This window comes from Massilia luteola, from assembly GCF_034420155.1.
In the GTDB taxonomy this organism is placed as follows: domain Bacteria; phylum Pseudomonadota; class Gammaproteobacteria; order Burkholderiales; family Burkholderiaceae_D; genus Telluria; species Telluria luteola.
The window spans coordinates 142,601-166,726 of the sequence record NZ_JAXOFN010000007.1 but is presented as its reverse complement, the minus strand read 5'-3'; the positions used below and the strand labels follow the sequence as shown (position 1 = coordinate 166,726).

At 65.7% G+C, this 24,126-nt stretch carries 23 protein-coding genes and 1 riboswitch; of the genes, 12 read left to right on the top strand and 11 right to left on the bottom strand.

Features of this window, described 5'->3' with window-relative positions:
• Positions 1-91 precede the first annotated feature (91 nt).
• Entirely contained in the window at positions 92-754 is a 663-nt protein-coding gene (locus U9J41_RS10785; protein ID WP_322402184.1) for a GNAT family N-acetyltransferase, read from the bottom strand.
• A 58-nt stretch (positions 755-812) separates the two neighbouring features.
• A complete protein-coding gene (locus U9J41_RS10780) occupies positions 813-1,271 on the bottom strand; it encodes a winged helix-turn-helix transcriptional regulator (protein ID WP_322402183.1) in 459 nt (152 codons plus the stop codon).
• A gap of 102 nt (positions 1,272-1,373) precedes the next feature.
• Here U9J41_RS10780 and U9J41_RS10775 point away from each other — a divergent pair, with 102 nt between their 5' ends.
• Positions 1,374-2,294, top strand: coding sequence for an alpha/beta fold hydrolase (locus tag U9J41_RS10775; RefSeq protein ID WP_322402182.1), 921 nt, complete (start codon positions 1,374-1,376; stop codon positions 2,292-2,294).
• Positions 2,295-2,315: 21 nt separating this feature from the next.
• Here the strand turns inward: U9J41_RS10775 and U9J41_RS10770 are convergent, their stop codons facing one another.
• The 4 genes from U9J41_RS10770 to U9J41_RS10755 are packed head-to-tail and all read right to left on the bottom strand — an operon-like array spanning position 2,316 to position 7,367.
• Positions 2,316-3,554, bottom strand: a complete 1,239-nt coding sequence (locus U9J41_RS10770; protein ID WP_322402181.1) for a multifunctional CCA addition/repair protein — start codon at positions 3,552-3,554, stop codon at positions 2,316-2,318.
• Between the two features lie 2 nt (positions 3,555-3,556).
• Positions 3,557-4,273, bottom strand: a complete 717-nt coding sequence (locus U9J41_RS10765; RefSeq protein ID WP_322402180.1) for a glutathione S-transferase family protein — start codon at positions 4,271-4,273, stop codon at positions 3,557-3,559.
• Positions 4,274-4,294: 21 nt separating this feature from the next.
• Positions 4,295-5,260 (bottom strand): complex I NDUFA9 subunit family protein, encoded by a 966-nt coding sequence (locus U9J41_RS10760; RefSeq protein ID WP_322402179.1) that lies wholly within the window; start codon positions 5,258-5,260, stop codon positions 4,295-4,297.
• Between the two features lie 34 nt (positions 5,261-5,294).
• Positions 5,295-7,367, bottom strand: coding sequence for a lytic transglycosylase domain-containing protein (locus tag U9J41_RS10755; protein WP_322402178.1), 2,073 nt, complete (start codon positions 7,365-7,367; stop codon positions 5,295-5,297).
• A 49-nt stretch (positions 7,368-7,416) separates the two neighbouring features.
• On the opposite strand from U9J41_RS10755, the gene U9J41_RS10750 reads away from it, so the two are divergent.
• The gene (locus U9J41_RS10750; RefSeq protein WP_322402177.1) at positions 7,417-7,980 is read left to right on the top strand and encodes a 5-formyltetrahydrofolate cyclo-ligase; all 564 of its coding nucleotides are present in this window, start codon (positions 7,417-7,419) and stop codon (positions 7,978-7,980) included.
• 143 nt (positions 7,981-8,123) lie between these two features.
• On the opposite strand, the gene metF is transcribed toward U9J41_RS10750, so the two are convergent.
• From metF to metK, 4 genes are all read right to left on the bottom strand, one after another.
• Positions 8,124-8,957 (bottom strand): methylenetetrahydrofolate reductase [NAD(P)H], encoded by an 834-nt coding sequence (metF, locus tag U9J41_RS10745; RefSeq protein ID WP_322402176.1) that lies wholly within the window; start codon positions 8,955-8,957, stop codon positions 8,124-8,126.
• Positions 8,944-9,297: a phage holin family protein gene (locus U9J41_RS10740; RefSeq protein ID WP_322402175.1), complete on the bottom strand. Its 354-nt coding sequence runs from the start codon at positions 9,295-9,297 to the stop codon at positions 8,944-8,946. The genes metF and U9J41_RS10740 overlap by 14 nt, the downstream gene beginning before the upstream one ends.
• Positions 9,298-9,393: 96 nt before the next feature.
• A complete protein-coding gene (ahcY, locus tag U9J41_RS10735) occupies positions 9,394-10,809 on the bottom strand; it encodes an adenosylhomocysteinase (RefSeq protein ID WP_322402174.1) in 1,416 nt (471 codons plus the stop codon).
• Between the two features lie 28 nt (positions 10,810-10,837).
• A riboswitch (S-adenosyl-L-homocysteine riboswitch) is annotated at positions 10,838-10,907 on the bottom strand.
• Between the two features lie 198 nt (positions 10,908-11,105).
• Positions 11,106-12,275, bottom strand: a complete 1,170-nt coding sequence (gene metK, locus U9J41_RS10730) for a methionine adenosyltransferase (RefSeq protein WP_322402173.1) — start codon at positions 12,273-12,275, stop codon at positions 11,106-11,108.
• 178 nt (positions 12,276-12,453) lie between these two features.
• Between metK and U9J41_RS10725 the strand changes: the two genes are divergently transcribed.
• Genes U9J41_RS10725 through dapF form a run of 3 tightly spaced genes read left to right on the top strand, consistent with a single transcriptional unit; the run spans position 12,454 to position 15,054 of the window.
• Positions 12,454-13,305, top strand: a complete 852-nt coding sequence (locus U9J41_RS10725; protein WP_322402172.1) for a lysophospholipid acyltransferase family protein — start codon at positions 12,454-12,456, stop codon at positions 13,303-13,305.
• A complete protein-coding gene (locus U9J41_RS10720; RefSeq protein ID WP_322402171.1) occupies positions 13,302-14,165 on the top strand; it encodes a lysophospholipid acyltransferase family protein in 864 nt (287 codons plus the stop codon). Before U9J41_RS10725 ends, U9J41_RS10720 begins: the two co-directional genes overlap by 4 nt.
• Before the next feature lie 25 nt (positions 14,166-14,190).
• A complete protein-coding gene (gene dapF / locus U9J41_RS10715; protein ID WP_322402170.1) occupies positions 14,191-15,054 on the top strand; it encodes a diaminopimelate epimerase in 864 nt (287 codons plus the stop codon).
• Positions 15,055-15,075: 21 nt separating this feature from the next.
• Here the strand turns inward: dapF and U9J41_RS10710 are convergent, their stop codons facing one another.
• Entirely contained in the window at positions 15,076-16,644 is a 1,569-nt protein-coding gene (locus tag U9J41_RS10710; protein WP_322402169.1) for a tetratricopeptide repeat protein, read from the bottom strand.
• 467 nt (positions 16,645-17,111) lie between these two features.
• Between U9J41_RS10710 and U9J41_RS10705 the strand changes: the two genes are divergently transcribed.
• From U9J41_RS10705 to hslV, 7 genes are all read left to right on the top strand, one after another.
• Complete coding sequence (locus U9J41_RS10705; protein ID WP_322402168.1) at positions 17,112-18,191, top strand: porin; 1,080 nt, start codon at positions 17,112-17,114, stop codon at positions 18,189-18,191.
• Positions 18,192-18,376: 185 nt separating this feature from the next.
• A complete protein-coding gene (locus U9J41_RS10700) occupies positions 18,377-19,054 on the top strand; it encodes a DUF484 family protein (RefSeq protein ID WP_322402167.1) in 678 nt (225 codons plus the stop codon).
• Position 19,055: 1 nt separating this feature from the next.
• Positions 19,056-20,000 (top strand): tyrosine recombinase XerC, encoded by a 945-nt coding sequence (gene xerC, locus U9J41_RS10695; RefSeq protein ID WP_322402166.1) that lies wholly within the window; start codon positions 19,056-19,058, stop codon positions 19,998-20,000.
• A 112-nt stretch (positions 20,001-20,112) separates the two neighbouring features.
• Entirely contained in the window at positions 20,113-21,180 is a 1,068-nt protein-coding gene (locus U9J41_RS10690; RefSeq protein WP_322402165.1) for a CobW family GTP-binding protein, read from the top strand.
• Between the two features lie 230 nt (positions 21,181-21,410).
• Positions 21,411-21,863: an RNA polymerase-binding protein DksA gene (gene dksA, locus U9J41_RS10685; RefSeq protein WP_056442508.1), complete on the top strand. Its 453-nt coding sequence runs from the start codon at positions 21,411-21,413 to the stop codon at positions 21,861-21,863.
• 192 nt (positions 21,864-22,055) lie between these two features.
• Positions 22,056-23,474 (top strand): hypothetical protein, encoded by a 1,419-nt coding sequence (locus tag U9J41_RS10680; RefSeq protein WP_322402164.1) that lies wholly within the window; start codon positions 22,056-22,058, stop codon positions 23,472-23,474.
• A 108-nt stretch (positions 23,475-23,582) separates the two neighbouring features.
• Positions 23,583-24,119: an ATP-dependent protease subunit HslV gene (gene hslV / locus U9J41_RS10675; RefSeq protein WP_056442500.1), complete on the top strand. Its 537-nt coding sequence runs from the start codon at positions 23,583-23,585 to the stop codon at positions 24,117-24,119.
• Positions 24,120-24,126 lie beyond the last annotated feature (7 nt).

Below are 24,126 nucleotides of genomic sequence, written 5' to 3'. Positions count from 1 at the left end.
TAAAGGAAAATAAATGTCCGTCTCGCGAACCAATGGGTTATTGCCGGATTGCGCCGCCGATTCCAGGCGGTGTTTATCACACATATACACATTAACGCCGCCACATCAGCCATTTGGCAGCGGCGCGCGCATTCGCCTTGACCGTGTAATCGATCTTGGCGATCTGCTCTTCCAGCGCCTCGGCCAGCACGCTGCCCGGGCTGGGCGGCGGCACGTGCAGGTGGGCGTCCGCCTCGCCGTACTCGCGGCGGATCTCCATGCCGGCCTTCTTTGCGATGTGCATCATCGTGCGGTTCGACGACAGGCATTGCATGTACAAGGTGTCGACGTCGGAATTGCGGCAATGGATGGCCGCCCGTTCGAACAGGCGCGTGCCGATGCCCTGCCCGCGCGCCGATGTCGACACGGAGACGCCGAACTCGGCCACTTTTTCCTTGTCCGTGTCATGGATGCTGTCCGGATGCGCCTCGCGCGACGTGAACGCGAGGTGGCCGACGCCGACCAGCTGGAACACGCGGCTGTAGACGCCGAACACGATGTCGTTCGTAAAATCGAGTGTCGCGACGTACGCCTCGACCTGCGCATCCGGCAACACGCTGCCGAAGCGCAGCAGGCGGTCGTCCCGGTCGAGGGCCATGAAGTGGCGCAGCACGCGCCGCCGGTCGCGCTCGCGCAGCGCCTTCACGAGCACGGCCTGGCCGTCCTTCTTGCCAAAGAAGGTTTTCAGCCAGTGGCGGAGGGGATGGTCCTGCATGATGATCGATTGTGCGCCGCAACAAAAACTCACCCATTGTAACGGATGAGCGCCGTATTCAACGCCCGCCGACGCCGTTCCAGTCCACCATGGTGTCGTCCGGCGCCAACAGGCGGCCGTCCTGGGCGTGCACCTCCAGGGGCCTTACTGGCTGCCCGCGTTCGCGGTCGACCAGCCGGACATGCGCCTCGCCGGGCGTGAAAAAATAATCTTCGCCCCACTGGCGCAGCGCGACGAGCAACGGGAACAAGGCCCTGCCCTTGTCGGTCAGCCGGTATTCCAGGTGGGCGCCGCCATCGGCGGCCGGCACGGTATCGAGAATCCCGTGATCGAGCAGGTTGCGCAGCCGTGCCGCCAGGATGTTCTTGGCCAGCCCCAGGCTGCGCTGGAATTCGCCGAACCGCGTCAAGCCGCCGAAGCAGTCGCGCACGATCAACAGCGACCAGCCGTCGCCGATCGCATCCAGCGGACGCGCCACGCCGCACGGCACGTCATGGTGACTGGTGCGCTTGACCATCGTCCCTCCTTGCTGTCTTGATGGTTGCATATTAAAACCACATGGCGTATAAAGCAAGTGGTTTCATTTTAAAACCAATTAACCTTGAACTGCGAGACAGCCATGATCCGATCAGACGACACCTTCGACGGCACGTTTTCCTACCGCCCCCATTTCATCGATACGCCGGGTTTCCGGATGCACTACGTCGACGAGGGGCCGCGCGACGGGGACATCATCCTGTGCCTGCACGGCGAACCGACCTGGAGCTATATGTTCCGCCACCTGATCGCCAGCCTGTCCGCGACGTACCGCGTCATCGCGCCGGACCACATGGGGTTCGGCAAGAGCGATACGCCACCGGATCGCAGCTACTGGCTGCAAGACCATATCGACAATCTCGAACGATTCGTGCTGGCGCTGGACCTGCGCGGCATCACGCTGCTCATGCACGATTTCGGCGGGCCGGTGGGCATGGGTCTGGCGGCACGGCATCCGGAACGGATCGCACGCATCGTGTCGGCCAACGGCCCCACGCCGTTCGGCCAGGAAAGCCTGGCGGCGAGGCTGGCGGCGAATGCCCGGGAATCCCCGTGGTTCCGATGGATCCTGAAAGCGCATGAAGAAAAGCGGCTGGAGACGGTGCTCGGCGAACTCGGCTTCAATATCCTCAGCACGCTCAAGCTCAACGGTTTCGAGAACCACGCCTTGATCGACGACACCTGGCTGCGCGCGTACGCGGCGCATTACGCCACGCCGGCCGACTGCGCCGGCGCGATCGGCTGGGCCAAGGGATTCGCCACCGGCGCACACCGGTTCGAGACGCCCGACACGGCGGCCAGCCAGGCGATCCGGTCCAGGCCCGCTCTCGCGATCTGGGGACTGGCCGACCGCACGCTGCATGCGCAGCACTTCCTGCCGCTGTTCGGCGAACTGTTTCCGCAGGCGGAAGTACACACGCTGCCGGGTGTCGGACATTACTGCATCGAAGACGCACCCGATACGATCGGAACGCTCGTCGCACAATTCCTGCGCAACACCTGAGCGGCGGTATCGGTCCGGGGATCAGTCGCGCGCGTCGCGCAACGCTGCCTTGACGGCACTCACCCGCGCCGCGTGCACGGCTTCCGGAATCCTCGCGCGATTTTCCGCATGGCGCGCCGCCACCTCGCCCGCGTTCACGGCACGCGCCGCGTCCAGCGCACGCAGCAGATACGGCGCCTGCGGATAGTCGCGGCTGCGCATCTCGTGGTGTTCGTCCCCGCGCCCGCGCGCGTCGCATTCGGACGCCAGCAGCATCTGCGCGAAGCGGTCCGGCTTGCGGAAGGCGTCGCAACGTTCGAACAAGGTGACGATCGTGTTCGGGCGCAGGTCGAGTGCGCGGCTGACGTTGCCGTGCTCGCGCGCCGTCATGACGGCCAGGTCGCGGCATTCCGTCGGCACGCGCAGACGCCTGGACAGTTCGGTGATCAGCTGCGGCCCCATGCCTTCGTGGCCATGGTGCTTGGGCCGGTGTTCGGACGGCGTCGCGCCCTTGCCCAGGTCGTGCATCAACGCGGCGAAGCGCACGGGCAGGTCGTGGCCCCGTTCGGCCGCGACATCGATCACGAGCATCATGTGCACGCCCGTGTCGACTTCGGGATGATGCAGCGGCGGTTGCGGCACACCCCACAGCGCGTCCAGTTCGGGCAGGATGCGCGCCAGCGCGCCGCAATCGCGCAGCACGGCCAGCATGCGCGACGGCTTTTGCTCCATCAGCCCGCGCGACAATTCCTGCCACACGCGCTCCGGCACGAGGGCGTCCACTTCGCCCGCGTCGACCATCTGCCGCATCAGCGCGAGCGTCGTGTCGGCCACGGTGAAATCGGGGAAGCGCGCGGCGAAGCGCGCCAGGCGCAGGATGCGCACCGGGTCTTCGGCGAACGCCGCCGACACGTGGCGGAACACGCGGTCGCGCACGTCCTGCAAGCCGCCGTACGGATCGACGATGGTGCCGTCCTCGGCGCGGGCCATCGCGTTGATGGTGAGGTCGCGGCGGATCAGGTCATCTTCCAGCTTCACGTCGGGGGACGTATGGAACACGAAGCCGTGGTAGCCCGGCGCCGTCTTGCGCTCGGTGCGCGCGAGCGCGTACTCCTCGTGCGTCCGCGGGTGCAGGAATACGGGAAAATCCTTGCCGACCGGGCGGAAGCCCTTGGCGATCATGTCCTCGGGCGTGGCGCCGACGACGACCCAGTCGTGGTCCTGGACGGGCAGTCCCAGCAACGCATCGCGGACGGCGCCGCCGACCACATAGGCCCGCATCGTCAGTCCGGCAGTTCGTCTTCGTGGGCGCCGGCGATCTCGGTTTCCGCCATCGCTTCCTCGATCCAGCGCGCCACGGCCGGGTGCGCCAGCACGCGCTCGCAATACGCCTGCAGCGCCGGTGCGAGCGCCACGCCGTACGTCCGGAAGCGGGACACGACCGGCGCATAAAAGGCGTCGGCGATGGAAAAGTCGCCGAACAGGAACTGATGGTGGCCGAAGCGCGACAGGCACTCTTCCCAGATCTCGCAGATGCGGCCGATGTCGGCCTGGGCGCCCGGTGTGCGGCCGCGGCCCGGCAGGCGCGCCTTGATGTTCATCGTCATCGCGGTGCGCAGGTCGGCAAAGCCGGCGTGCATCTCGGCGACGACGGAACGCGCGAGCGCGCGCGCCGCCACGTCCTGCGGCCACAGATGCTTGTCGGGGAATTGCTCGGCCAGGTATTCGCAGATCGCCAGGCTGTCCCAGATCATCATCTCGCCGGCCATCAGCACGGGCACGCGGCCGGATGCCGAGTAGCGGGCGATGTTCGTGGCCGTGTCCGGCTGGTCGAGCAGGACGCGCACTTCGGTGAACGGGATGCCGGCGGCCGTGGCGGCCACCCAGGGGCGCATGGACCACGAGGAATAATTCTTGTTGCCGATGACCAGGGTCAGGCCGGCCTTGCGTGCGTTGTCGAGGGTCTGCGTCAAAGTCGGATCGAGTTCGATAGTCTGCATGGTGTGGCGTGATCGTTGAGGTCAGCGCCCGGCACGGGCGCGCAGGACGTCGAGTCCGCCAGTTGGCACCAGGTACTGCGGCGCGACGGCCTCGAGCGCCGTGAGCTTGATTCCCAGCGCCGCTGTTGTCAAGACTTTATTGTCCGCGGACGGGTGGAGGACGTTGTCGACCTTCATCGAATCGAGGTTGTCGCGCGTGATGACGGGCTCGCCGGGCAGCAATTCGAAGAACATCGCCTGCAGCCGCGCCAGCGCATCCGGCAAGGCGACGATCTTGCGCTCGTGGCCGGCAGAGCGGCCCGCCAGCCGCACCAGTTCGCCCAGTTCGTACACCTGCGGGCCGCCCAGTTCATACGTGAGGCCGGCCGTATGCGGGTCGAGCAGCGCGCGCACGAACGCTTCGGCCACGTCGCCCACGTACACGGGCTGGAAGCGCGCATGGCAGCCCGCGAGCGGGACGATGGGCAGGTGGCGCTGCAGCCGCGCGAACATATTGAGGAAGCGGTCTTCGGGACCGAACACGACGGACGGCCGGAAGATCGTCGCCGCGACGGCCGGCTGGCTCGCCGCGGCCGCTTCGCCATCGGCCTTCGATCGCTGGTACATCGACGGCCCCTGACGGTCGGCGCCCAGCGCGCTCATGTGCAGGTAGCGCGGCACGCCTTCGGCCGCGCAGGCGCAGGCGATACGATGCGGCAGATCGACGTGGACGCGGCGGAAGTCCGGGCCGTACGGATCGCCGCGGCGCGAATGCAGGATCCCGACCAGGTTGATGACGGCATCGCGCCCGGCCACCAGCCGGCGCAATGCCGCGTCGTCGTGGAGATCGGTCTGGACGATGTCGACGCCCAGCGGCATCAGGTGCATCGCGCGGCTTTCGTGCCGCGTGGGCACGACGATGGACACGGCGTGCTCGGCCAGCCTGGCCGCCAGGTGGCTGCCGATGAATCCGGTCCCGCCGAATACCACTACCGACTGCTCGTGCATGATGTCTCTCCGATGCGTGCCCGGCATGCCGCGGTCACGGCAGGCCGATGCCGCTGGTGCGCGGCGTGATCGTCCCCAGGCGCGCCTTGAGCGACTGCGGACGCTTCTCGAACAAGGCGGCGTAGTTCGTCGCGTTCGACATCACGTTGCGCACGTAGTTGCGCGTTTCGTCGAACGGGATGGTCTCGACGAACACGGCCCCCTCCATCGGCGCCGTCAGCAGGCCGCGCCACGTGCGCGCCCGTCCCGGACCGGCGTTGTAGGCGGCCGTCGCCAGCACCTGCGACCCGTCTGCATTGTTCAGCACCATGTTCAGGTAATTGGTGCCGAGTATGATATTCGTCCGGATATCGTTGAGCATGCCGTGGCCGTAGTCCGTCAGGCCGATCTTTTCCGCCACCCACTTGCCGGTCGACGGCATCACCTGCATCAGGCCGGCCGCGCCGACGCCGGACTGGGCGTCGCTGACGAAGCGCGATTCCTGGCGGATGAGTCCGTAGACCCAGGCCTGGTCCAGGCCGAGGCCCTGCGCCGTCGGATGCAGGATGTCGTTGTGCGGCGCCGGAAAGCGCTGGGTGTAGTCGAACTCGGTGCGCGTGCGCTCGGAGGTCGACAGCATGCGGTCGAGGATGTCGTTCTGGCGCGCGAACTCGGCGGCGGCCAGCAACTGGCGCTCCGTAAAGCCGTTCAGCGCCCAGTTCCATTCGCGCGTGCCCTCGAAGCGCATGCGCATCGAAAAGAATTTCAAGGCGCGCCTGAACCCGGGGTTGGCGGCCACCTGCGCCAGCTCGGCCGGCGTGGGCGGTACGGCACTCGGAGGGATGCTGATCTGCATGCCCAGCTCTTCCATCGCCAGCTGGCCATAAAAACTGTTCTGGTCGGCGATACGGCTGAACAGCGCCTGCGCATCCTCGCGCCGGCCTTCGGCCAGCAGCGCGCGGCCCAGCCAATAGGTCCAGACGGGCTCGTCGTGCTGCTGCGTGGGCATCGCCTCGATCGTCGTGCGCACGGTCTTCCAGTCGCCGCGGCGCAGCGCGATGCGGGTCTTCCACTCCAGCTGGTTCCACGTCAGCGGCGCCCGGGCCGCCCGCTTCCAATCGTCGTATGCCTCGGGCGCCAGGGCGAGCGAGGCGGCCAGCGCGATGTTCGCCCAGCCGATCGCGCTTTCCTCGGCCGACAGCCTGGACGCGTTCCTGTTCAGCGCCACCGTCGCCAGTTTCAGGCTCGTGCGCGCCATGCGGCCGATGGCGACGAGGTAGATCTCGTGCTCGGCGCGCGTCTTGCCGACGCCGCGCGCCATCGCCACGGCCGGCAGGTCGACGGCCTGGGCGGCGCGGGTGTCGGACGCGCCCAGCAACAAGGCCGTGCGGCGCGACGGTCCGGTCGCGTGCATTTCCCCGGCGAGGCGCAGCTGGGCCAGCAGGTCGTTGTTGGTAAACTGCCCGGACTGGACGAGCTGGTTGACGAGCGCGGCGCAGGCTTCGCCGTACATGGGCGGATTGTCGAGCAGCAGACGGGCCTCGGCCGCGACGTTCTGGTCCTTCGCGGCGCGCGACAGCAGCGCGTAGCATTTCACCTGGTAATCGTCGTTCTTGACGAACAGCGGCAGCTCGCGGTCGAAGTTGGTCCAGTCGCGCTTGCGGCCGAGCTCCAGCAGCCAGTCGTTGCGCAGGCGGTCGGCGATGGCGCTGCCGTCATAGCGCTTCAGGAAATCCTGGATTTCCTCGTTGGCAGCGTCGCGCAGGCGCGGTTTGAGCCGATAATAGTCGACGTAAGACGGAATCGCGTAGTTCGGCAGGCGCGCCGCCAGCGCCGCGGCCTTGTCGGCATCGTTCTTGCGGGCGGCGTCGCGCAGCTGCATGAAGATCTCGTCCTGCTCGCGACTTGCGTCCGACTGCGGTGCGGAAACGGGTGCGATGACGGGCGGGGTGGGCGCAGCTACGCCGGGCGCGGCGGCCACGGCGGGTGTGGGCTGTGTCGTGCCGGGCGAGGCGGCCTGGGCCGCGACGTCGGGCGACGCGAGGAAGAGCAGGCTGGAAGCGGCACATACGGCGCCGGCAAACAGTTTCTGCGACATCAACAATTCGATGTTCAATGTAGGCTTCATTTCATCCATGACCGGCGAATCAAGAATACCATGCCCCTCGAGCCCAAGCGTGGCGGACGAGAAACAGGCGGCGAAGACGGCATTGCGCAAGGCGCTCAGAACTACACGTGGGGCGCTTGACTCCGCAATCAAGGTCCAATGGGATGCGCATATCGGCGCCCAGGTCGTCGCGTGGTGGCGCCTGCGCCAGGTCGACACGATCGGCGTGTACTGGCCGCTGGTAGGCGAGCCCGACCTGCGGGCGGCCTATTCCGAGCTGCACCAGGCCGGCGTGCGCCTCGCCCTGCCCGTCGTGATGGAGCGCGACGCCCCGCTGACGTTCACCGAATGGACGCCCGGCGAACCCATGCTGCCGGACGAAGCGGGTGTGCAGGTGCCGGCCCAGCTGCGCTTCATCGAGCGTCCGCCGGCCCTGCTGATCCCCTGCCTCGGTTTCAATGCCGACGGATATCGCCTCGGCTATGGCGGCGGCTATTACGACCGCACCCTCGAACTGCCGCCGCGCCCGCACACCCTGGGCATTGCCTACAGTAACCAGGAAGCCGTGTTCTCGCACGCGCCGCACGACGTGCCGCTGGACGTGATCGTGACGGAAACCAGCAACGTCACCTGAGATCGACAATGCAGGCGTAGGACGGGCTCCCGAGCCCGCGCATGACGTTCGCGTAGCGCCGGCGTTGGCGTAACGCCGGCGTTCGCGTGGGCGGAGGCCGCCCACCCTACGGCAAAAACAAAATGCCCCGGACGAGCGCCGGATCAGGAAGCGGTGATACGCTGCCAGATCGCGGTCGTGGCCGCCGCCTGGTTCATGCTGTAGAAATGCAGGCCGGGCGCGCCGCCGGCGAGCAGGCGCTCGCACAGGCCGCTCACCACGTCCAGGCCGAACGCCTTGATCGACGCGGAATCGTCGCCGAAGCTGGCCAGCTTCAAACGGATCCAGCGCGGAATCTCGGCGCCGCACATGTCCGAAAAGCGCATCAACTGGGTGTAATTCGTGATCGGCATGATGCCGGCCACGATGGGCACGTCCACGCCCAGCTTGCGTGCATTGTCCACGAACTGGAAATACGCGTCCGGATTGTAGAAATACTGCGTGATCGCGGCATTCGCACCGGCCTGCACCTTGCGGGCGAACGCCTGCAGGTCGTCCTGCGGCGACCTGGCCTGCGGGTGCATTTCCGGATACGCGGCCACTTCGATGTGGAACCAGTCGCCCGTTTCCTGGCGGATGAACTCGACGAGATCGCTGGCATAGCGCAGTTCACCCGCGCCGCCATAGCCACTCGGCAAGTCACCGCGCAGGGCCACGAGGCGGCGGATGCCCTTGTCCTTGAATTCCCGCAGGATCGCGCGGATCGATTCGCGCGTGCCGCCCACGCACGACAGGTGCGGTGCGGCATCGTGACCCTCGGCCAGGATCTCGAGCACCGTGGACAGCGTGCCGTGCTGGGTGCTGCCGCCGGCGCCGAACGTCACGGAAAAATATTTCGGATTCAGCTCGGCCAGCTTCTGGCGAGCCACGCGCAGTTTATCCGCGCCCTCGGACGTCTTGGGCGGGAAAAACTCGATACTGATGTTAGGGGTTTCCATCTTTATTGAGAAGTAAGGTAGAAAGCGCCCACGAAATGACACTGTACAGGATCGCCGCCAGGAAGGCCGACCAGAACCCGGCTACATGGAAGCCCCCGACGAGGTGCGCGACCAGCCAGAACAACAGCGCATTGATCACCAGGATGAACAGGCCGAGCGACACGAACGTCACGGGCAAGGTGAGCACGACGAGCACGGGACGGATCACCGTGTTCACGAGTCCCAGGACGAGCGCGGCCACGAGGGCGGCGCCGAGATTGTCGACCGATACCGAATGCATCAGGTAAGGCAAGGCCATCAGGGCTGCCGCATTGATCAGCCAGGTCAGGAGCAAACGCATGTCTGTGTCTTTCGTGAGAGGTTGTCCGGCATGCCGGCGCCCTCGACGATGGAATCCGAGGGTGCGCGGCGTCAATTCACGGAAGAGCTTACCAGATCAATAACGGTAGTGTTCCGGCTTGTACGGGCCTTCCTTGCTCACCGTGATATAGGCGGCCTGCTCGTCCGTCAGCTCGGTCAGCTGGGCGTTGAGCTTCCTGAGCTGCAGGCGGGCGACTTTCTCGTCCAGCTTCTTCGGCAGCGTGTACACGCCGACCGGGTAGGCGGCGGTGTTGGAGAACAGTTCGATCTGGGCGATGGTCTGGTTCGCGAACGACGAGCTCATCACGTACGACGGGTGGCCGGTGCCGCAGCCCAGGTTCACGAGGCGGCCTTCGGCCAGCAGGATGATGCGCTTGCCATCCGGGAAGATGATGTGGTCGACCTGCGGCTTGATGTTTTCCCACTGATACTTGCGCAGCGCGGCGACTTCGATCTCGTTGTCGAAGTGGCCGATGTTGCAGACGATCGCCTGGTCCTTCATGCGCGCCATGTGCTGCTCGGTGATCACGTGGTAGTTGCCGGTGCAGGTGACGAAGATGTCGCCGTGCTCGGCGGCCATGTCCATCGTCACGACGCGATAGCCTTCCATCGCGGCCTGCAGGGCGCAGATCGGGTCGATCTCGGTGACCCAGACCTGGGCCGACAGCGCGCGCATGGCCTGGGCCGAGCCCTTGCCCACGTCGCCATAGCCGGCGATGACGGCGATCTTGCCGGCGATCATGACGTCGGTCGCGCGCTTGATGCCGTCGACCAGCGATTCGCGGCAGCCGTACAGGTTGTCGAACTTCGACTTGGTCACGGAGTCGTTGACGTTGATCGCCGGGAACGCCAGCTTGCCTTCCGCATGCATCTGGTACAGGCGGTGCACGCCGGTCGTGGTTTCTTCCGTCACGCCCTTGATTTCCGGCAGGCGCTTCGAGTACCACTGCGGATCGACGGCCAGGCGGCCCTTGATCGCGTTGAACAGGCAGATCTCTTCTTCCGAACCCGGCTTGTCCAGCACCGAGATGTCCTTCTCGGCGCGCACGCCCAGGTGCAGCAGCAGCGTGGCGTCGCCGCCGTCGTCGAGGATCATGTTGGCGTGGTTGTCACCCGGCCATTCGAAGATGCGATGGGTGTATTCCCAGTACTCGTCCAGGGTTTCGCCCTTGACGGCGAACACCGGCGTGCCGACCGAGGCGATGGCGGCGGCGGCGTGGTCCTGCGTCGAGTAGATGTTGCACGACGCCCAGCGCACTTGCGCGCCGAGGGCTTCCAGCGTGCGGATCAGCACGGCGGTCTGGATGGTCATGTGCAGCGAACCGGCGATGCGCGCGCCCTTCAGGGGCTGGCTGGCCGCGTATTCCTCGCGGATGGCCATCAGGCCCGGCATTTCGGTTTCGGCGATGCGGATTTCCTTTTCGCCCCACGAGGCGAGGCCGATGTCGGCCACGAGGAAATCTTGGGAAGTGTTTTTGAGTACGGCGCTCATCACGCCCTCCTTTCAAGTTAAGAAAAAAGTAACGTGAGCGCGGTGTTGATGTCCGAGCCTGGCGAGATGGGAATCTCGTCGCAACGCTCCTCGGAATTCATAAGTCTATCACGGTACGGCGGGCTTGGGGGATGGTGCCGGGGGCGCCATCCCCCCTCCGCGGGGACGCCGTGCATAAAGCAACAGTGATGGAGCCATCACCCGCGATGCGGGCTGCCGCACGCGCGAATCCACCCGCCGCATGCGCGAATGCCGCCGCCGCCCCCGCGCAGGCGGGGGCCCAAGCTGACTACGAGTTACGCCAGGCCGGCTTCGGCGCGCAGCAGCGCGGCCATGTCGGTGCGCTCCCAGCTGAATTCCGGCTCTTCGCGGCCGAAGTGGCCGTAGGCGGCCGACTTGGTGTAGATCGGGCGCAGCAGGTCGAGCATCTGCACGATGCCTTTCGGGCGCAGGTCGAAGTGTTCCATCACCAGTTCGGCGATCTTGTCGTCCGAAATCACGCCGGTGCCTTCCGTGTAGACCGTGATGTTGATCGGACGGGCGACGCCGATCGCGTAGCTGACCTGCACCTGGCACTGGCGCGCCAGGCCGGCGGCGACGACGTTCTTGGCGACGTAGCGCGCGGCGTAGGCGGCCGAGCGGTCGACCTTGGACGGGTCCTTGCCGGAGAACGCGCCGCCGCCGTGCGGTGCCGCGCCGCCGTACGTGTCGACGATGATCTTGCGGCCGGTCAGGCCGCAGTCGCCCTGCGGCCCGCCGATGACGAAGCGGCCGGTCGGGTTGACCAGGTAGCGGGTATCCTGCAGCCACTCGCGCGGCAGCACCGGCTTGATGATCTCCTCGATCACCGCTTCCTCGATCTGGCTGTGGCTGACTTCCGGCGCGTGCTGGGTCGACAGCACGACGGTGTTCACGGACACGGGACGGCCGTTGACGTAACGCAGCGTGACCTGGGACTTGGCGTCCGGACGCAGCCACGGCAGGCGGCCATCCTTGCGCAGCTGCGACTGGCGCTCGACGAGGCGGTGTGCGTAATAAATCGCGGCCGGCATCAGTTCCGGCGTTTCGTCGCAGGCGTAGCCGAACATCAGGCCCTGGTCGCCGGCGCCCTGGTCGAGGTCGATGCCCGCGCCTTCATCGACGCCCTGCGCGATGTCCGGCGACTGCTTGTCGTAGGCGACCAGCACGGCGCAACCCTTGTAGTCGATGCCGAAATCGGTGTTGTCGTAACCGATGCGTTTGATGGTGTTGCGCGCAACTTGAATATAATCGACGTTTGCGTGCGTCGTGATTTCCCCGGCCAGGACCACCAGACCCGTATTGCACAGGGTTTCCGCGGCAACGCGCGCGCGCGGGTCCTGCTCCAGGATGGCGTCGAGGATGGCGTCGGAAATCTGGTCGGCGACTTTGTCCGGATGGCCCTCCGAAACGGATTCGGAAGTGAAGAGGTAGTCGTTGGAAGACATTGAGGCTCCTGATACTGTTATGAAAATTGCCGCAGCACCAAGGCCTGCGACGCTTTAGCGATATTTATATTCCGCTTCGCAAGTTGTCATTAACTCCGCGGATGCTACAAATGGTATTTTACGCTCCTCCAAAAATTCTGGCACAGCAACTCGTCGGTTCTCTACCCTAAATCAATAAATGCTTGTTCTTTTGTTTCGGATCCTGTCGTTTTTGCCGCTCCGTGCCCTCCACGCTCTCGGTGCGGCGCTCGGCTGGATCGTCTATCTCCTATCGCCGTCGCACCGCCGGCGCCTGCGCGACAACCTCGGGCAGGCCGGCTATGGCGGCCACTTGCACGCGGCGATCGCCGAATCCGGCAAGGCCATCGCCGAGCTGCCCTTCGTCTGGTGCGCACCGCAGGAACGCGTCACCCGTCACGTCACGATGGAAAACTGGGAACTGGTCCAGCGCCAGCTCGACGCCGGCCGCGGCATCGTTTTCCTCACGCCGCACCTGGGCTGCTTCGAGCTGACCGCCCAGCAGGTCTCGCTGCGCGTCGAACTCACGGTCATGTACCGCCCGCCGCGCCAGAGCGCCCTGAAACCCCTCGTCGAGGGCGCGCGCGCGCGCCAGCACATGCACCTGGCGCCGGCCAACCTGTCCGGCGTGCGCATGCTCGTCAAGGCCCTGCGCGGCGGCCAGCCGGTGGGCGTCCTGCCGGACCAGGTGCCGCAGGAAGGCGAAGGCGTGTGGGCCCCCTTCTTCGGGCGTGACGCCTATACGATGACGCTGCCCGCCAAGCTGGCCCAGCTGGGCAAGGCCGACATCCTGACCGTGTACGCGGAACGCCTGCCGCGCGGCCGCGGTTTCGCGATCCGCTTCGTGCCGTTCGACGGGTCGCTGGAGAGCGACGCCGCCCAGCAGGCCGCCGGCATCAACCGCCAGATGGAAAAACTCATCGCCTTCTGCCCCGCCCAGTATTTCTGGAGTTACAACCGCTACAAGAAGCCGCAAGGCGTTGCAGCACCGCAAGCCGAGACCGTCGCATGAGGTTCCTGATTTTCCTGTTGTGGCTGCTGCACTTCCTGCCGCTGCCTGTCCTCGGCCGCATCGGCAACACCATCGGCTGGCTGATGTATTACGCGATCCCCAAGCGCCGCAAGATCGCCCTGATCAACCTGCGCCTGTGCATGCCGGAACGGAGCGAGGCGGAGCGGGTCGACATCGCCAAGCGCCACTTCATGGCGTATTCGCGCAGCATCCTGGAGCGCTCGCTGATCTGGTGGGCGCCGCTCGAGCGCGTCCATGGCCTGATCGACATCGTCCCGGCCGTGCCGAAAGCCCGGCTGGAGACCGAACCGGTGATCCTGTTCTGCCCCCATTTCGTCTGCCTGGACGTGGCCGGCGTGGCGTCGCGCGTCGTGCCGCTGTCGAGCATGTACGCGCCGCAAAAGAACAAGGCGTTCGACGATCTGTTGCGCTACGGCCGTGAACGCTACGGCCCGGTGCGCTTGTTTACCCGCACCGACGGCATCAAGCCGATCATCCGCGCACTGCGCGAAAATATGCCGTATTTCATGCTGCCGGACATGGATTTCGGCGAGAAGGACGCCGCCTTCGTCCCCTTCTTCGGCGTTCCGGCCGCGACCTTGACGGCACTCGGCCGACTGGCGGGCGCGACCGGCGCAAAGGTCATCCCGGTCGTGGCCACATTCTTGCCCAACTATAAAGGCTATCGGGTAGAGTTCTATCCAGCATGGGACGATTTCCCGGGCGACGACATCATCGCCGCCACCCGCCGCATGAACGCCTTCATCGAGGACCGCGTGCGCGAACATCCGGCCGAGTATTTCTGGACGCACAAACGCTTCAAGACCCGGCCGCCCGGCGAGCCTTCGTTCTACGATTAATACCGCTTGCAACATCAGGAATACCATGAAACTCAAGTTCACCAAGATGCACGGCGCCGGCAACGATTTCGTCGTGATCGATGCGATCAACCAGCAACTCGACCTCGGCCCTGAACAATGGCGCCGCCTGGCCGACCGCCGCTTCGGCATCGGCGCCGACCAGATCCTGATCGTCGAGCGCCCGGCCGCGGCGGACAGCGATTTCCGCTACCGCATCTACAACAACGACGGCGGCGAGGTCGAGCAGTGCGGCAACGGTTCGCGTGCCTTCGTGCGCTTCGTCAGGGACAAGGGGCTGACGAATAAACGCAGCATCCGCGTCGAAACGATGAGCGGCATCATCACCCCGCGCCTGGAAGACGACGGCAGCATCACGGTGGACATGGGCGCCCCGATCCTGGAACCGGCCCGCGTGCCGTTCGATGCCGCCGGCCTGGAAGGCGTCGCCGAAGGACGCGACACGCTGTGGCCGATCACCGTCTCGCACAAGGGACAGGACCAGACCGTGCTCGTGTCGACGGTGTCGATGGGCAATCCGCACGCGGTGCAAGTCGTCGACGACGTCGACGCGGTGCCCGTCCTCGAGACCGGCCCGCAGATCGAGCACCACCCGCGCTTTCCGCGGCGCGTGAATGCCGGCTTCCTGCAGATCGTGGACCGCGGCCACGTCAAGCTGCGTGTCTACGAACGCGGCGCCGGCGAAACGCTGGCCTGCGGCACCGGCGCCTGCGCCGCCGTCGTGGCCGGCATCCGGCGTGGCCTGCTGGATTCGCCCGTGCAGGTGCAGGCGCGGGGCGGCCGGCTGACCATCCGCTGGGCCGGCGAAGGCCAGCCCGTCTATATGAGTGGTCCGGCCGAGACCGTGTTCGAAGGCGAGATCGACATCTGACGCAGGGCTGGCCGCTTGCCCTCAGGCGGCCAGTGAGTAATTTCCATCGTCGGCGCCCGGGCCGACGCCATCCGTGTCGGGCAACAGGCTGCGCAGCCGGTACAGGCGCTGGCGATAATTCCCTTCCGGGCCGCCCGGGCCGCAATCAATGCTTTCGAACACGAGCGCCACGCGGTCGAGCAGTTGGCGCTCCGGCGCGGTTTCCACCGAGATCAAACGACGCCGGCTGCGCCCGTAGCTGGCGCGGATGTCGATCACCAGGCAGTGGCCGCGGTCGGCATTGCGGATATCCAGCAGCAGCGCCTCGGCCCGACTGAGGCCGAAGGCCACGGCCAGCTCCAGCCGCGCGGCCAGCAGCGGATGGGGCGCAAGGTCCCGTCCCGCCATCAGCGCGTCGAGGTCCGCCCAGGCGCCGGGCTGGCGCGGCGCCAGCTTGCGCAAGGCGGCCGCGGCCTTGGGGCAACCCTGTGCCGCCGCCTTTTGCAGCCAGAACAGGGCACGCACATCATTGTTCTCGTTCTCGCGCCGCGCGCGCCACGCCGCGTTCCCGCATTCGAGCTGGGCATCGCGATAGCCCATTTCCGCCGCACGCTCCAGGTATTTCTGCGCTTCCAGGACATTACGCTGCGAAAATTCCGGTTTTATATAGATGCGAGACAAGGCGTACCAGGCCTCGGCCAGGCCCTGCTCGCCGGCCTGCGTCAGCCAGCGCACGGCCTTCTTGAAATTGGCCGCGCCGTGGCTGCCGGGAATGCGCTTGCCGTCGACCCGCATCCGGGCGCACCACAAGCCGAGCGCGAACTGGGCATGGCGGTCCTGCTCGGCGGCAGCGATTTCCCAAAACCTGAGCAATTCGTCCTGGCTGACGTCGTGCGGCGCCTCGTTCGCTTCGGCCAGCTGGGCGCAACGCGACAGCAGCAGCACCTCGTCCGGCGCCAGCCGGGCCGCCGCGTGGTCCTGGGCGGCGTCGGAACCGGCCAGGGCACGCGCCAGCGGGAGCGCACGCGCCAGCCACGCGGACCAGCGGCATGCGGTCCAGTCCTGCTCCAGCAGCGCGAACTGCGCGGCGCCGACGCCGCTGTCGGCCGCCTGGCGCAGCCAGCGCTGGCCCACGGGGCTGGCCGCGGGCGCGCGGACCGCCGGCTCGTCGGTCTCGGGCGGCGCGGCGCCATGTTCGCGCGCGAGCAGCCACTGCGCTTCCGGGAAGCCGGCACGGGCGGCGTCTTCCAGGGCCCGCAGGGCCTTGGTGCGCTCGGCCGGCGCGCACCGGCCGGCGCGCGCCGCGCCCAGCACCAGTTGGGCATAGGCGAGCCCGGCGCGCACGAGCCCGCCGTCGTACGCCCGTTCATACCAGCCGGCGACCGGCTGTGAATTGTTACGCGCGAGATCGACCGGAATATGGTTCCCGATCAAATTCCACGCTTCTGCACAACCTTGCTGCGCGGCACGGTCGAGCCAATGGAGGGCTGTGGGCAGGCTCCTGGGCAGGCCGGCGCTGCCGAACAGATAGAGCCGGCCCAGGGCCAGTTGGGCTTCGGCGCGTCCGGCGCGTGCGCCGCGGATGACCGCCAGTTCTTCACGATTTGCCATCGTTCTCTTCTGATATTTGAGACGCCTAGGAAATGTACGCAACATAATGCACGCAGATACGCGCAAGATAGCTTACGATACGCCACCGATGAGCTCATGTGGCACGCACTGCGGTAGCACTGGGCGTCGGATGGGCCAGAGTCTAAAGCCGCGTCGGCACGATTCGTCTGCGATTCCAAAGGCCTTTGAGCCCGCACAAACCCTGCCGTGGTACGGGGACCGAATGATGGTGTTTGGAAACTTAAACGAGGCTTAAGGTGCGCCCCTCCCGCCGTCACGGCCGTTTCGAAAATACAACAGCACGATTGGATTTATTGGCTTTCGACCAAGTGCAACAGTCATAATTGACAAATCAAACAATCTTGACGCATTAAGCATTTAAGGTTCACACATCCGAGTGTTCAGCAACTAATAAAAATCTCAATGCTCTCTGGATTCCTTCGATTCACTTTTTAGGACAAAAATAGATGAAAAAAACCCTCGTCGCAGCCGCTCTGCTGGGCGCATTCGCTAGCGTGGCGCAAGCTCAAACCGCTGTGCAAATCTACGGCACCATCGACGTCGGCATGGTCAAGCGCACCGACCAGACCCTGAACATCGGCAAGCGCGCCTCCAACACCCTGGGCTTCAAAGGCACCGAAGACCTGGGCAACGGCCTGAAAGCGCTGTTCCAGGTCGAAATGCGTTACGACCCGGACACCGGCACCAACGAAAACAACGGCCGTCCGCTGTTCCAGGGCCAGACCCGCGTCGGCCTGCAGGGCGACTTCGGTATGGTCCGCCTGGGCCGTGGCCTGACCCCGTTCCAGGAAATCGTCGGTTCGTTCGAACCGTGGCACGGTCTGGCAAGCCCGGCCGGCTTCTACACCGACATCAGCGTCGCCGGCTTCAACTCGGCTCCGCTGGACGTCAACTCCGGCGGCGGCTCGCCGAACAGCAACCGTATCTCGAACGCGATCTTCTATAACTCGCCGGTCTCGAACGGCTTCCAGGTGAACGCTTCGTGGGCCTCGAAAGAAGCCAACGGCGGCAGCCTGACCGGCGTCGGCGCCGGTGCTACCAGCTACGCTACGGGCGCACAGGCTTCGGCCAACCCGTTCTCGATCGCTGGCACCTACAACAACGGTCCGGCCGCCGCGATGCTGGCTTACGAGCGCAACGCCGTCGAATCGAAAGTCTGGTCGATCGCAGGTTCGTTCTCGGTGACCCCGGAACTGAAACTGATGGGTACCTACTCCCACCAGAACATGGAACACACCAACACCCAGCGTCCGACCATCAAGGGCGCCGAGATCGGTGCAACCTACGCTGTGGGCCCGGGCAAATTGCTGGCCGGCTTCGGTCTCAAGAAGCAGGACGAGAACTTCCGCCTGCACGACCTGATCACCCGCCAGTACTCGCTGGGCTATGAATACAGCCTGTCGAAGCGTACGTACCTGTACGTCGATGCTTCGCGCAAGACGAACATCTTCAGCCAGTCGACCGGCGCGGCTTCGGCCACCCCGACCGTCAACCACTACGACGTCGGCCTGAACCACTCGTTCTAAGCTGACGACGCGGGGGCAACCCCGCTGCTTCGCACCGCAAGGGCGGACCCGGGCAACCTGGTCCGCCCTTGTTACATCCGGCATCCGTTTCGATGATGCGGCAGCGGTACAGTGCCAACAGGAAATCTGTGCCGACCCATTGCTGTCGGTTAAAATGAATGGTCTACCCATCTCGCAAGCCGCACATGACCGCATCACTGGATTCCACCGCCATCGCCCAATACCTGGTCGACCATCCGCAGTTTTTCGTCGAGCACGCCGCCCTGCTGGGCGAAGTAAAACTGTCGAGCCCGCTTACGGGCCGTGCGGTATCGCTGCAGGAGCGCCAGATGGAAGTCATGCGCGACAAGTACCGGGTTCTGGAACTGCGCATGTCCGAGCTGGCGCGCCACGCCGAGGAAAACGTAGCCATCGCCAACCGTTTTCATGGCTGGACCCAGCAATTGCTGCGCACCCGCGCACACGATGCGATCCCGAGCGCCGTGGCCGACGGCCTGGTCAAGCATTTCATCGTGCCGCAAGCCACCCTGCGCCTGTGGAAACTGACGCCCGAACACGCCGACACCTGGTATACGAACGGCGTGTCCGAGGACGTGCGCCTGTTCGCCAGCAGCCTGCGCGCGCCCTACTGCGGTCCGAACAAGGAATTCGAAGCGGTGGGCTGGCTGGCCGGCGCCGAACCGGCCGAGGCGGACACGGTGCGCTCGACCGTGCTGCTGCCGCTGCGCACCGGCGGCAACGCCTTCGGCCTGCTCGTGCTCGGCTCTCCGGATCCGGAGCGCTTCAGCGCCTCGATGGCGACGGATTTCCTCGTCCACATCGGCGAGACGGCCAGCACCGCCCTCGCCCCACTGCTCGCCTGACATGGACGCGCCGGCCGACGACTGGACCGGCCGCTACCTGGCGGAGCTGAAAACGCAGCGCCAGTTGTCCGGGCACACGATCGCCGCCTACGGCCGCGACCTGGCCGAACTGGCCCGCCTCGCCAACCTGCCAAGCCAGGCCGGGTGGCCGACATTGACCCATTTCGACATCCGCCGCTTCGCCGCGAAACTGCATGCCGAGGGACAGAGCGCCGCGTCGATCGCGCGCAAGCTGTCCGGCTGGCGCGGCTTCTTCGACTGGCTGTCGCGCCAGCTGCCGTTGGCGGCCAACCCGGCCGACGGCGTGCGCGCGCCGCGCCGCCCCAAGCGGCTTCCCAAGGCACTGGCCGTCGACGATGCCGTACAACTCATGGAAAAGACGACGCCTGGCCATGCGGAACCGGCGCAGCTGTGCGACCGCGCCATGTTCGAGCTGCTGTACTCGAGCGGCCTGCGGGTGTCCGAACTGACTGGACTCGACGTCCACCACGTCCCCGCCAGGGATGGCCAGCCCGCCTCGCTCGGCTGGCTGGAACTCGACGCGCAGGAAGTGGTCGTGACCGGCAAGGGCAACAAGATGCGCCGCGTGCCCGTCGGCGGTCCGGCCCGCGCGGCGCTGGCAGCGTGGCTGGCCGTGCGCCCACCGGCACGCGACGGCAGCGCCGCCCTGTTCCTGTCGACGCGCGATACCCGCGTCAGCCCGCGCGTCGTGCAAAACCGCCTGAAGATCCATGCGCAAAAGGCCGGCATGCCCGTCCACGTGCACCCGCACGTGCTGCGCCATTCGTTCGCCTCGCACCTGCTGCAATCCTCGGGCGACCTGCGCGCCGTGCAGGAATTGCTGGGCCACGCCAGCATCACCTCGACCCAGATCTACACGTCGCTCGACTTCCAGCACCTGGCCGCCGTCTACGACAAGGCCCATCCGCGCGCCAAGCGCAAGTAAGCCGTACCCCGCCAGGCAGGCGCGGCATGGCGGGTGGTGACGATTCGCAAATTCCGGCATAATCTTCCGATTCTCCGCAGCCGGAACGGCTCACACCATTGGACAGCGACATATGGAATTGATCCCCAGCACCATCCTGACCGGCTTCCTCGGCGCCGGCAAAACCACGTTGCTCAATCGTATCCTGCAGGAAGAGCACGGCCTGCGCATCGCCGTCATCGAAAACGAATTTGGCCAGGAAAACATCGACAACGAAATCCTCGTGCAGGATTCGAGCGAGCAGATCGTCGAGATGAACAACGGCTGCATCTGCTGCACCGTGCGCGGCGACCTGATCGTGGCGCTGACCAATCTGGCGCGCAAGCGCGACGCCGGCGAGATCAGCTTCGACCGCATCGTCATCGAAACCACGGGCCTCGCCAATCCGGGCCCGGTGGCGCAGACGTTCTTCGTCGACGAGGAAGTGGGCGCCTACTATCTGCTCGACGCCGTCGTGACCGTCGTCGACGCGCGCCACGCCATGGACCAGCTGGACCGCCACGAGGAAGCGCAGCGCCAGGTCGGGTTCGCCGACAAGATCCTGCTGTCCAAGACCGACCTCGTGGATGCCGCCGCCGTCGACGCGCTCAAGGCGCGCATCCGCCGCATCAATCCGCGTGCACCGATCAGCACGTCGGATTTCGGCCGCGCCCCGATCGGCGACGTGCTCGACCTGCGCGGTTTCAACCTGAACGACAAGCTCGAACTGGACCCGGCCTTCCTCACGTCGGACGAAGCGCACGACCACGGCCACGATCACGATCACGATCATGACCACGTGCACACGGAAGCCTGCGACCACAGCCACGACCACAGCCACGACCACCATCACGGCCACCACAGCGACGACATCGCGGCCTTCGTATTCAAGAGCGAACGCGCCTTCGACCCCGAGCGGCTGGATCAATTCCTCGGCAGCATGGTCCAAGTGTTCGGCCCCAATATGCTGCGTTATAAAGGCGTGCTGTCGATGGCCGGCGCGGACCGCAAGGTCGTCTTCCAAGGCGTGCATCAAATCATGGGCAGCGACCTCGGTGCAAAGTGGGCGGATGGCGAAGCGCGCGGGAGTAAGATGGTCTTTATTGGTAAAAATTTACCGAAAGATGTCTTTATTCGCGGATTGGAACAGTGTTTGGTATAAACTACTCCGGTTCTATGGTGCTCTTTGCGCGGTCCGCCCTTCGCTCGGTATAGTTGACCTGCATGCACCCTGTGGTGAACGACTGGACAGCCCCTCCCGCACGGCCAGGCATGGGGCAGGCCCGGGAAACCGGGCCGTTACGGCAGCCGGCCGGCGCGCACCGTAACAACGGTAAGCGCTGAGTTAGCTGATAAAATGGAAACTCTGTCGTATCAAAGGTAAGTGAAGTCATGACTAAAACAACGAAACCGAATACCGTTGCGCAGCCCGAAGAACGCCTCCTGACGGAAGAAGAAATTCGGGCCATGAGCGACGACGACTACATGAACCCGGCCCAGCTGGCGTTCTTCAAGAACCGCCTGCAGGAACTCGAAAAGGAACTCCTGAAAAACGCAGGCGAAACGACGGAACACCTGCGCGAAACGGTGCTCGTTCCCGACCCGGCCGACCGCGCCACCATCGAGGAAGAGCATGCGCTGGAACTGCGCACCCGCGACCGCGAGCGCAAGCTGCTCAAGAAGGTCCAGCAATCGCTGGCATCGATCGACTCCGGTGAATACGGCTGGTGCGAAGAAACCGGTGAACCGATCGGTATCCCGCGCCTGATCGCCCGCCCGACGGCGACGCTGTCGCTGGAAGCCCAGCAGCGCCGCGAGCTGAAGCAGAAACTGTACGGTGACTGATCGCCGTGCACGCCAATGAAAAAGCATGCGCTCGCCGCATGCTTTTTTGTTTTTGGGGCCCGTGCCGGGCACGGGTTTGTGCGCACGAGTTATTTCCTATCAGATACACTGGCAAGATCGCCGACGACTTGACACAGCTCAGGCGTGCGCACGGTGTCATCCGCGCCGCCATGCTAATGTCTCGACCGGCAAATGACCGGGCGCCGCTGCGCGGCAGACAAGGACGTGATGGGGCTCTTCGATTTCCTGAAGAAAAAAGGCGACGCGCCGCTCGCGGGCGCGGGTGCGCGTCCGCGCCAGGACAATCCGCTCGCGGCCGGTCCCGTCACCCGGCTGGCGCTCGACACGGAAGCGGAACGCGAACGCCAGCGTGAAATCGCCCGCGCGACCGCCGCCAAGATCGACGAGATCGAACTGGAGATGACCTCCGCCATCTTCGACGACGACGCCTGGAGCGGCAACCGGCGTCCCCCGGCCGCCGCCGTATCGAGTACCGTCGGCGCCGCCGGCATGCCCCAGACCGACCAGAACACGGACATGCTGCTGGGCCCCGACGATTTACCGGACGCGGCCGCCGCGCCGTCCAGCGCCCACGTCGTCGAGGAAGCCGCGATCCTGTACGCCAACGACCAGCTCGACGCCGCCGCCCTGCTCCTGCGCACGAGTGTCCACGACAGCAACGGCGGCGCGGGCGAACGCCTGCCATGGTGGATGCTGTTCGACCTGTACCAGATCATGGGCCTGGACAGCGAGTTCGAAAGCATCGCGATCGACTACGCCAGCCATTTCGAGACGTCGCCGCCCACGTATCACCCGTTCGCGGAAACGTCGCGTGCGCTCGCCGGCCCCGCGCTGGACGGCCAGTTTTCCGGCGCGATTCCGACCGCGAGCCTGTCCGGCCGCCTGGACGACGGCGATGACGCCCGCGCACAGCTCGCGCGCGCGCAGGCGGCCTCGCCCAGTCCGCTGGTCCGGTTCGAATTCCAGGCGATTACCCAGGTGACGCCGCCGGGCTGCGCCCTGCTGCTGGAGGCGCTGCAGGCCCTGCGCAAGGCGGGACGCGAGCTGGTGCTGGCGGGCGCCGACCACCTCGTCGCCGTGCTGCGCCCGATGCTGGCCATCGGCGACCGCGGCGCCGGCGAAGCGCCCTGGTTGCTGCTGCTGGAATTGCTGCTGCTGACGAACCGCGAAAAGGATTTCGAGGAGACCGCAATGGATTACTGCGTCACCTTCGAAGTGTCGCCGCCCTCGTTCGAGGCGCCACCGCACCTGGCCGTCAGCCTGGCGGCCGCGAGTCTACCCCGGCACGTCGCGCAAGGCCCGGCGGCGGCAAGCGACCGCTTCCTGCTGCCGGCCGTGATCCGGGGCTCCAGCGCCGCGCTGCTGGCCGCCATCGCCGACCACGTGGCGGACCGCCCGGCCCTCGTGCTGGACGGCTCCCGGCTGGCCCGCATCGATTACGCGGCCGCGAACGCCCTCGCCGTGCATTTGCGCGCCCTGGCCCAGGATGGGCGCGACATCGTGCTGCGCGACCTGAACCACCTCGCCGCCGCCTTGCTGCGCTTGCTCGGCGTCGGCGAGCAGGTGCGCCTGTACGCGCACAAGTACTGACACCACCGGCGCGTATGCCGGATGTCAATTGATCGTTGGATATGATCCAGTCTTGCAATTTGATCTGACATCCCCACTTGCGGTGAGCAGATCAACCACGAGGCAAATATGGAACAATTTCACGGCACGACGATCGTCAGCGTACGGCGCGGCAATCAGGTCGCGCTCGGCGGCGATGGACAAGTCACCCTGGGCAACGTCGTCATGAAGGGCTCCGCGCGCAAGGTGCGCAAGCTCTACCAGAACAAGGTGCTGTGCGGCTTTGCCGGCGGCACGGCCGACGCCTTTACGCTGCTCGACCGCTTCGAAGCGAAACTGGAAAAACACCAAGGCAATCTGCTGCGCGCCTCGGTCGAACTGGCCAAGGACTGGCGCACCGACCGCGTGCTGCGCCGCCTGGAGGCGATGCTGCTCGTGGCCGACCGCGAAAAAACCCTGATTATCACCGGCAATGGCGACGTGCTCGAACCCGAGGATGGCATCGGCGCGATCGGCTCGGGCGGCGTCTACGCCCAATCGGCCGCCAAGGCCCTGCAGGAAAACACGGATTTCGCGCCGGCGGACGTGGTCAAGAAAGCGCTGACCATCGCAGGCGAACTGTGCATCTATACGAACATGTCGCACATCATCGAGACGCTGGACTGACCGGTCT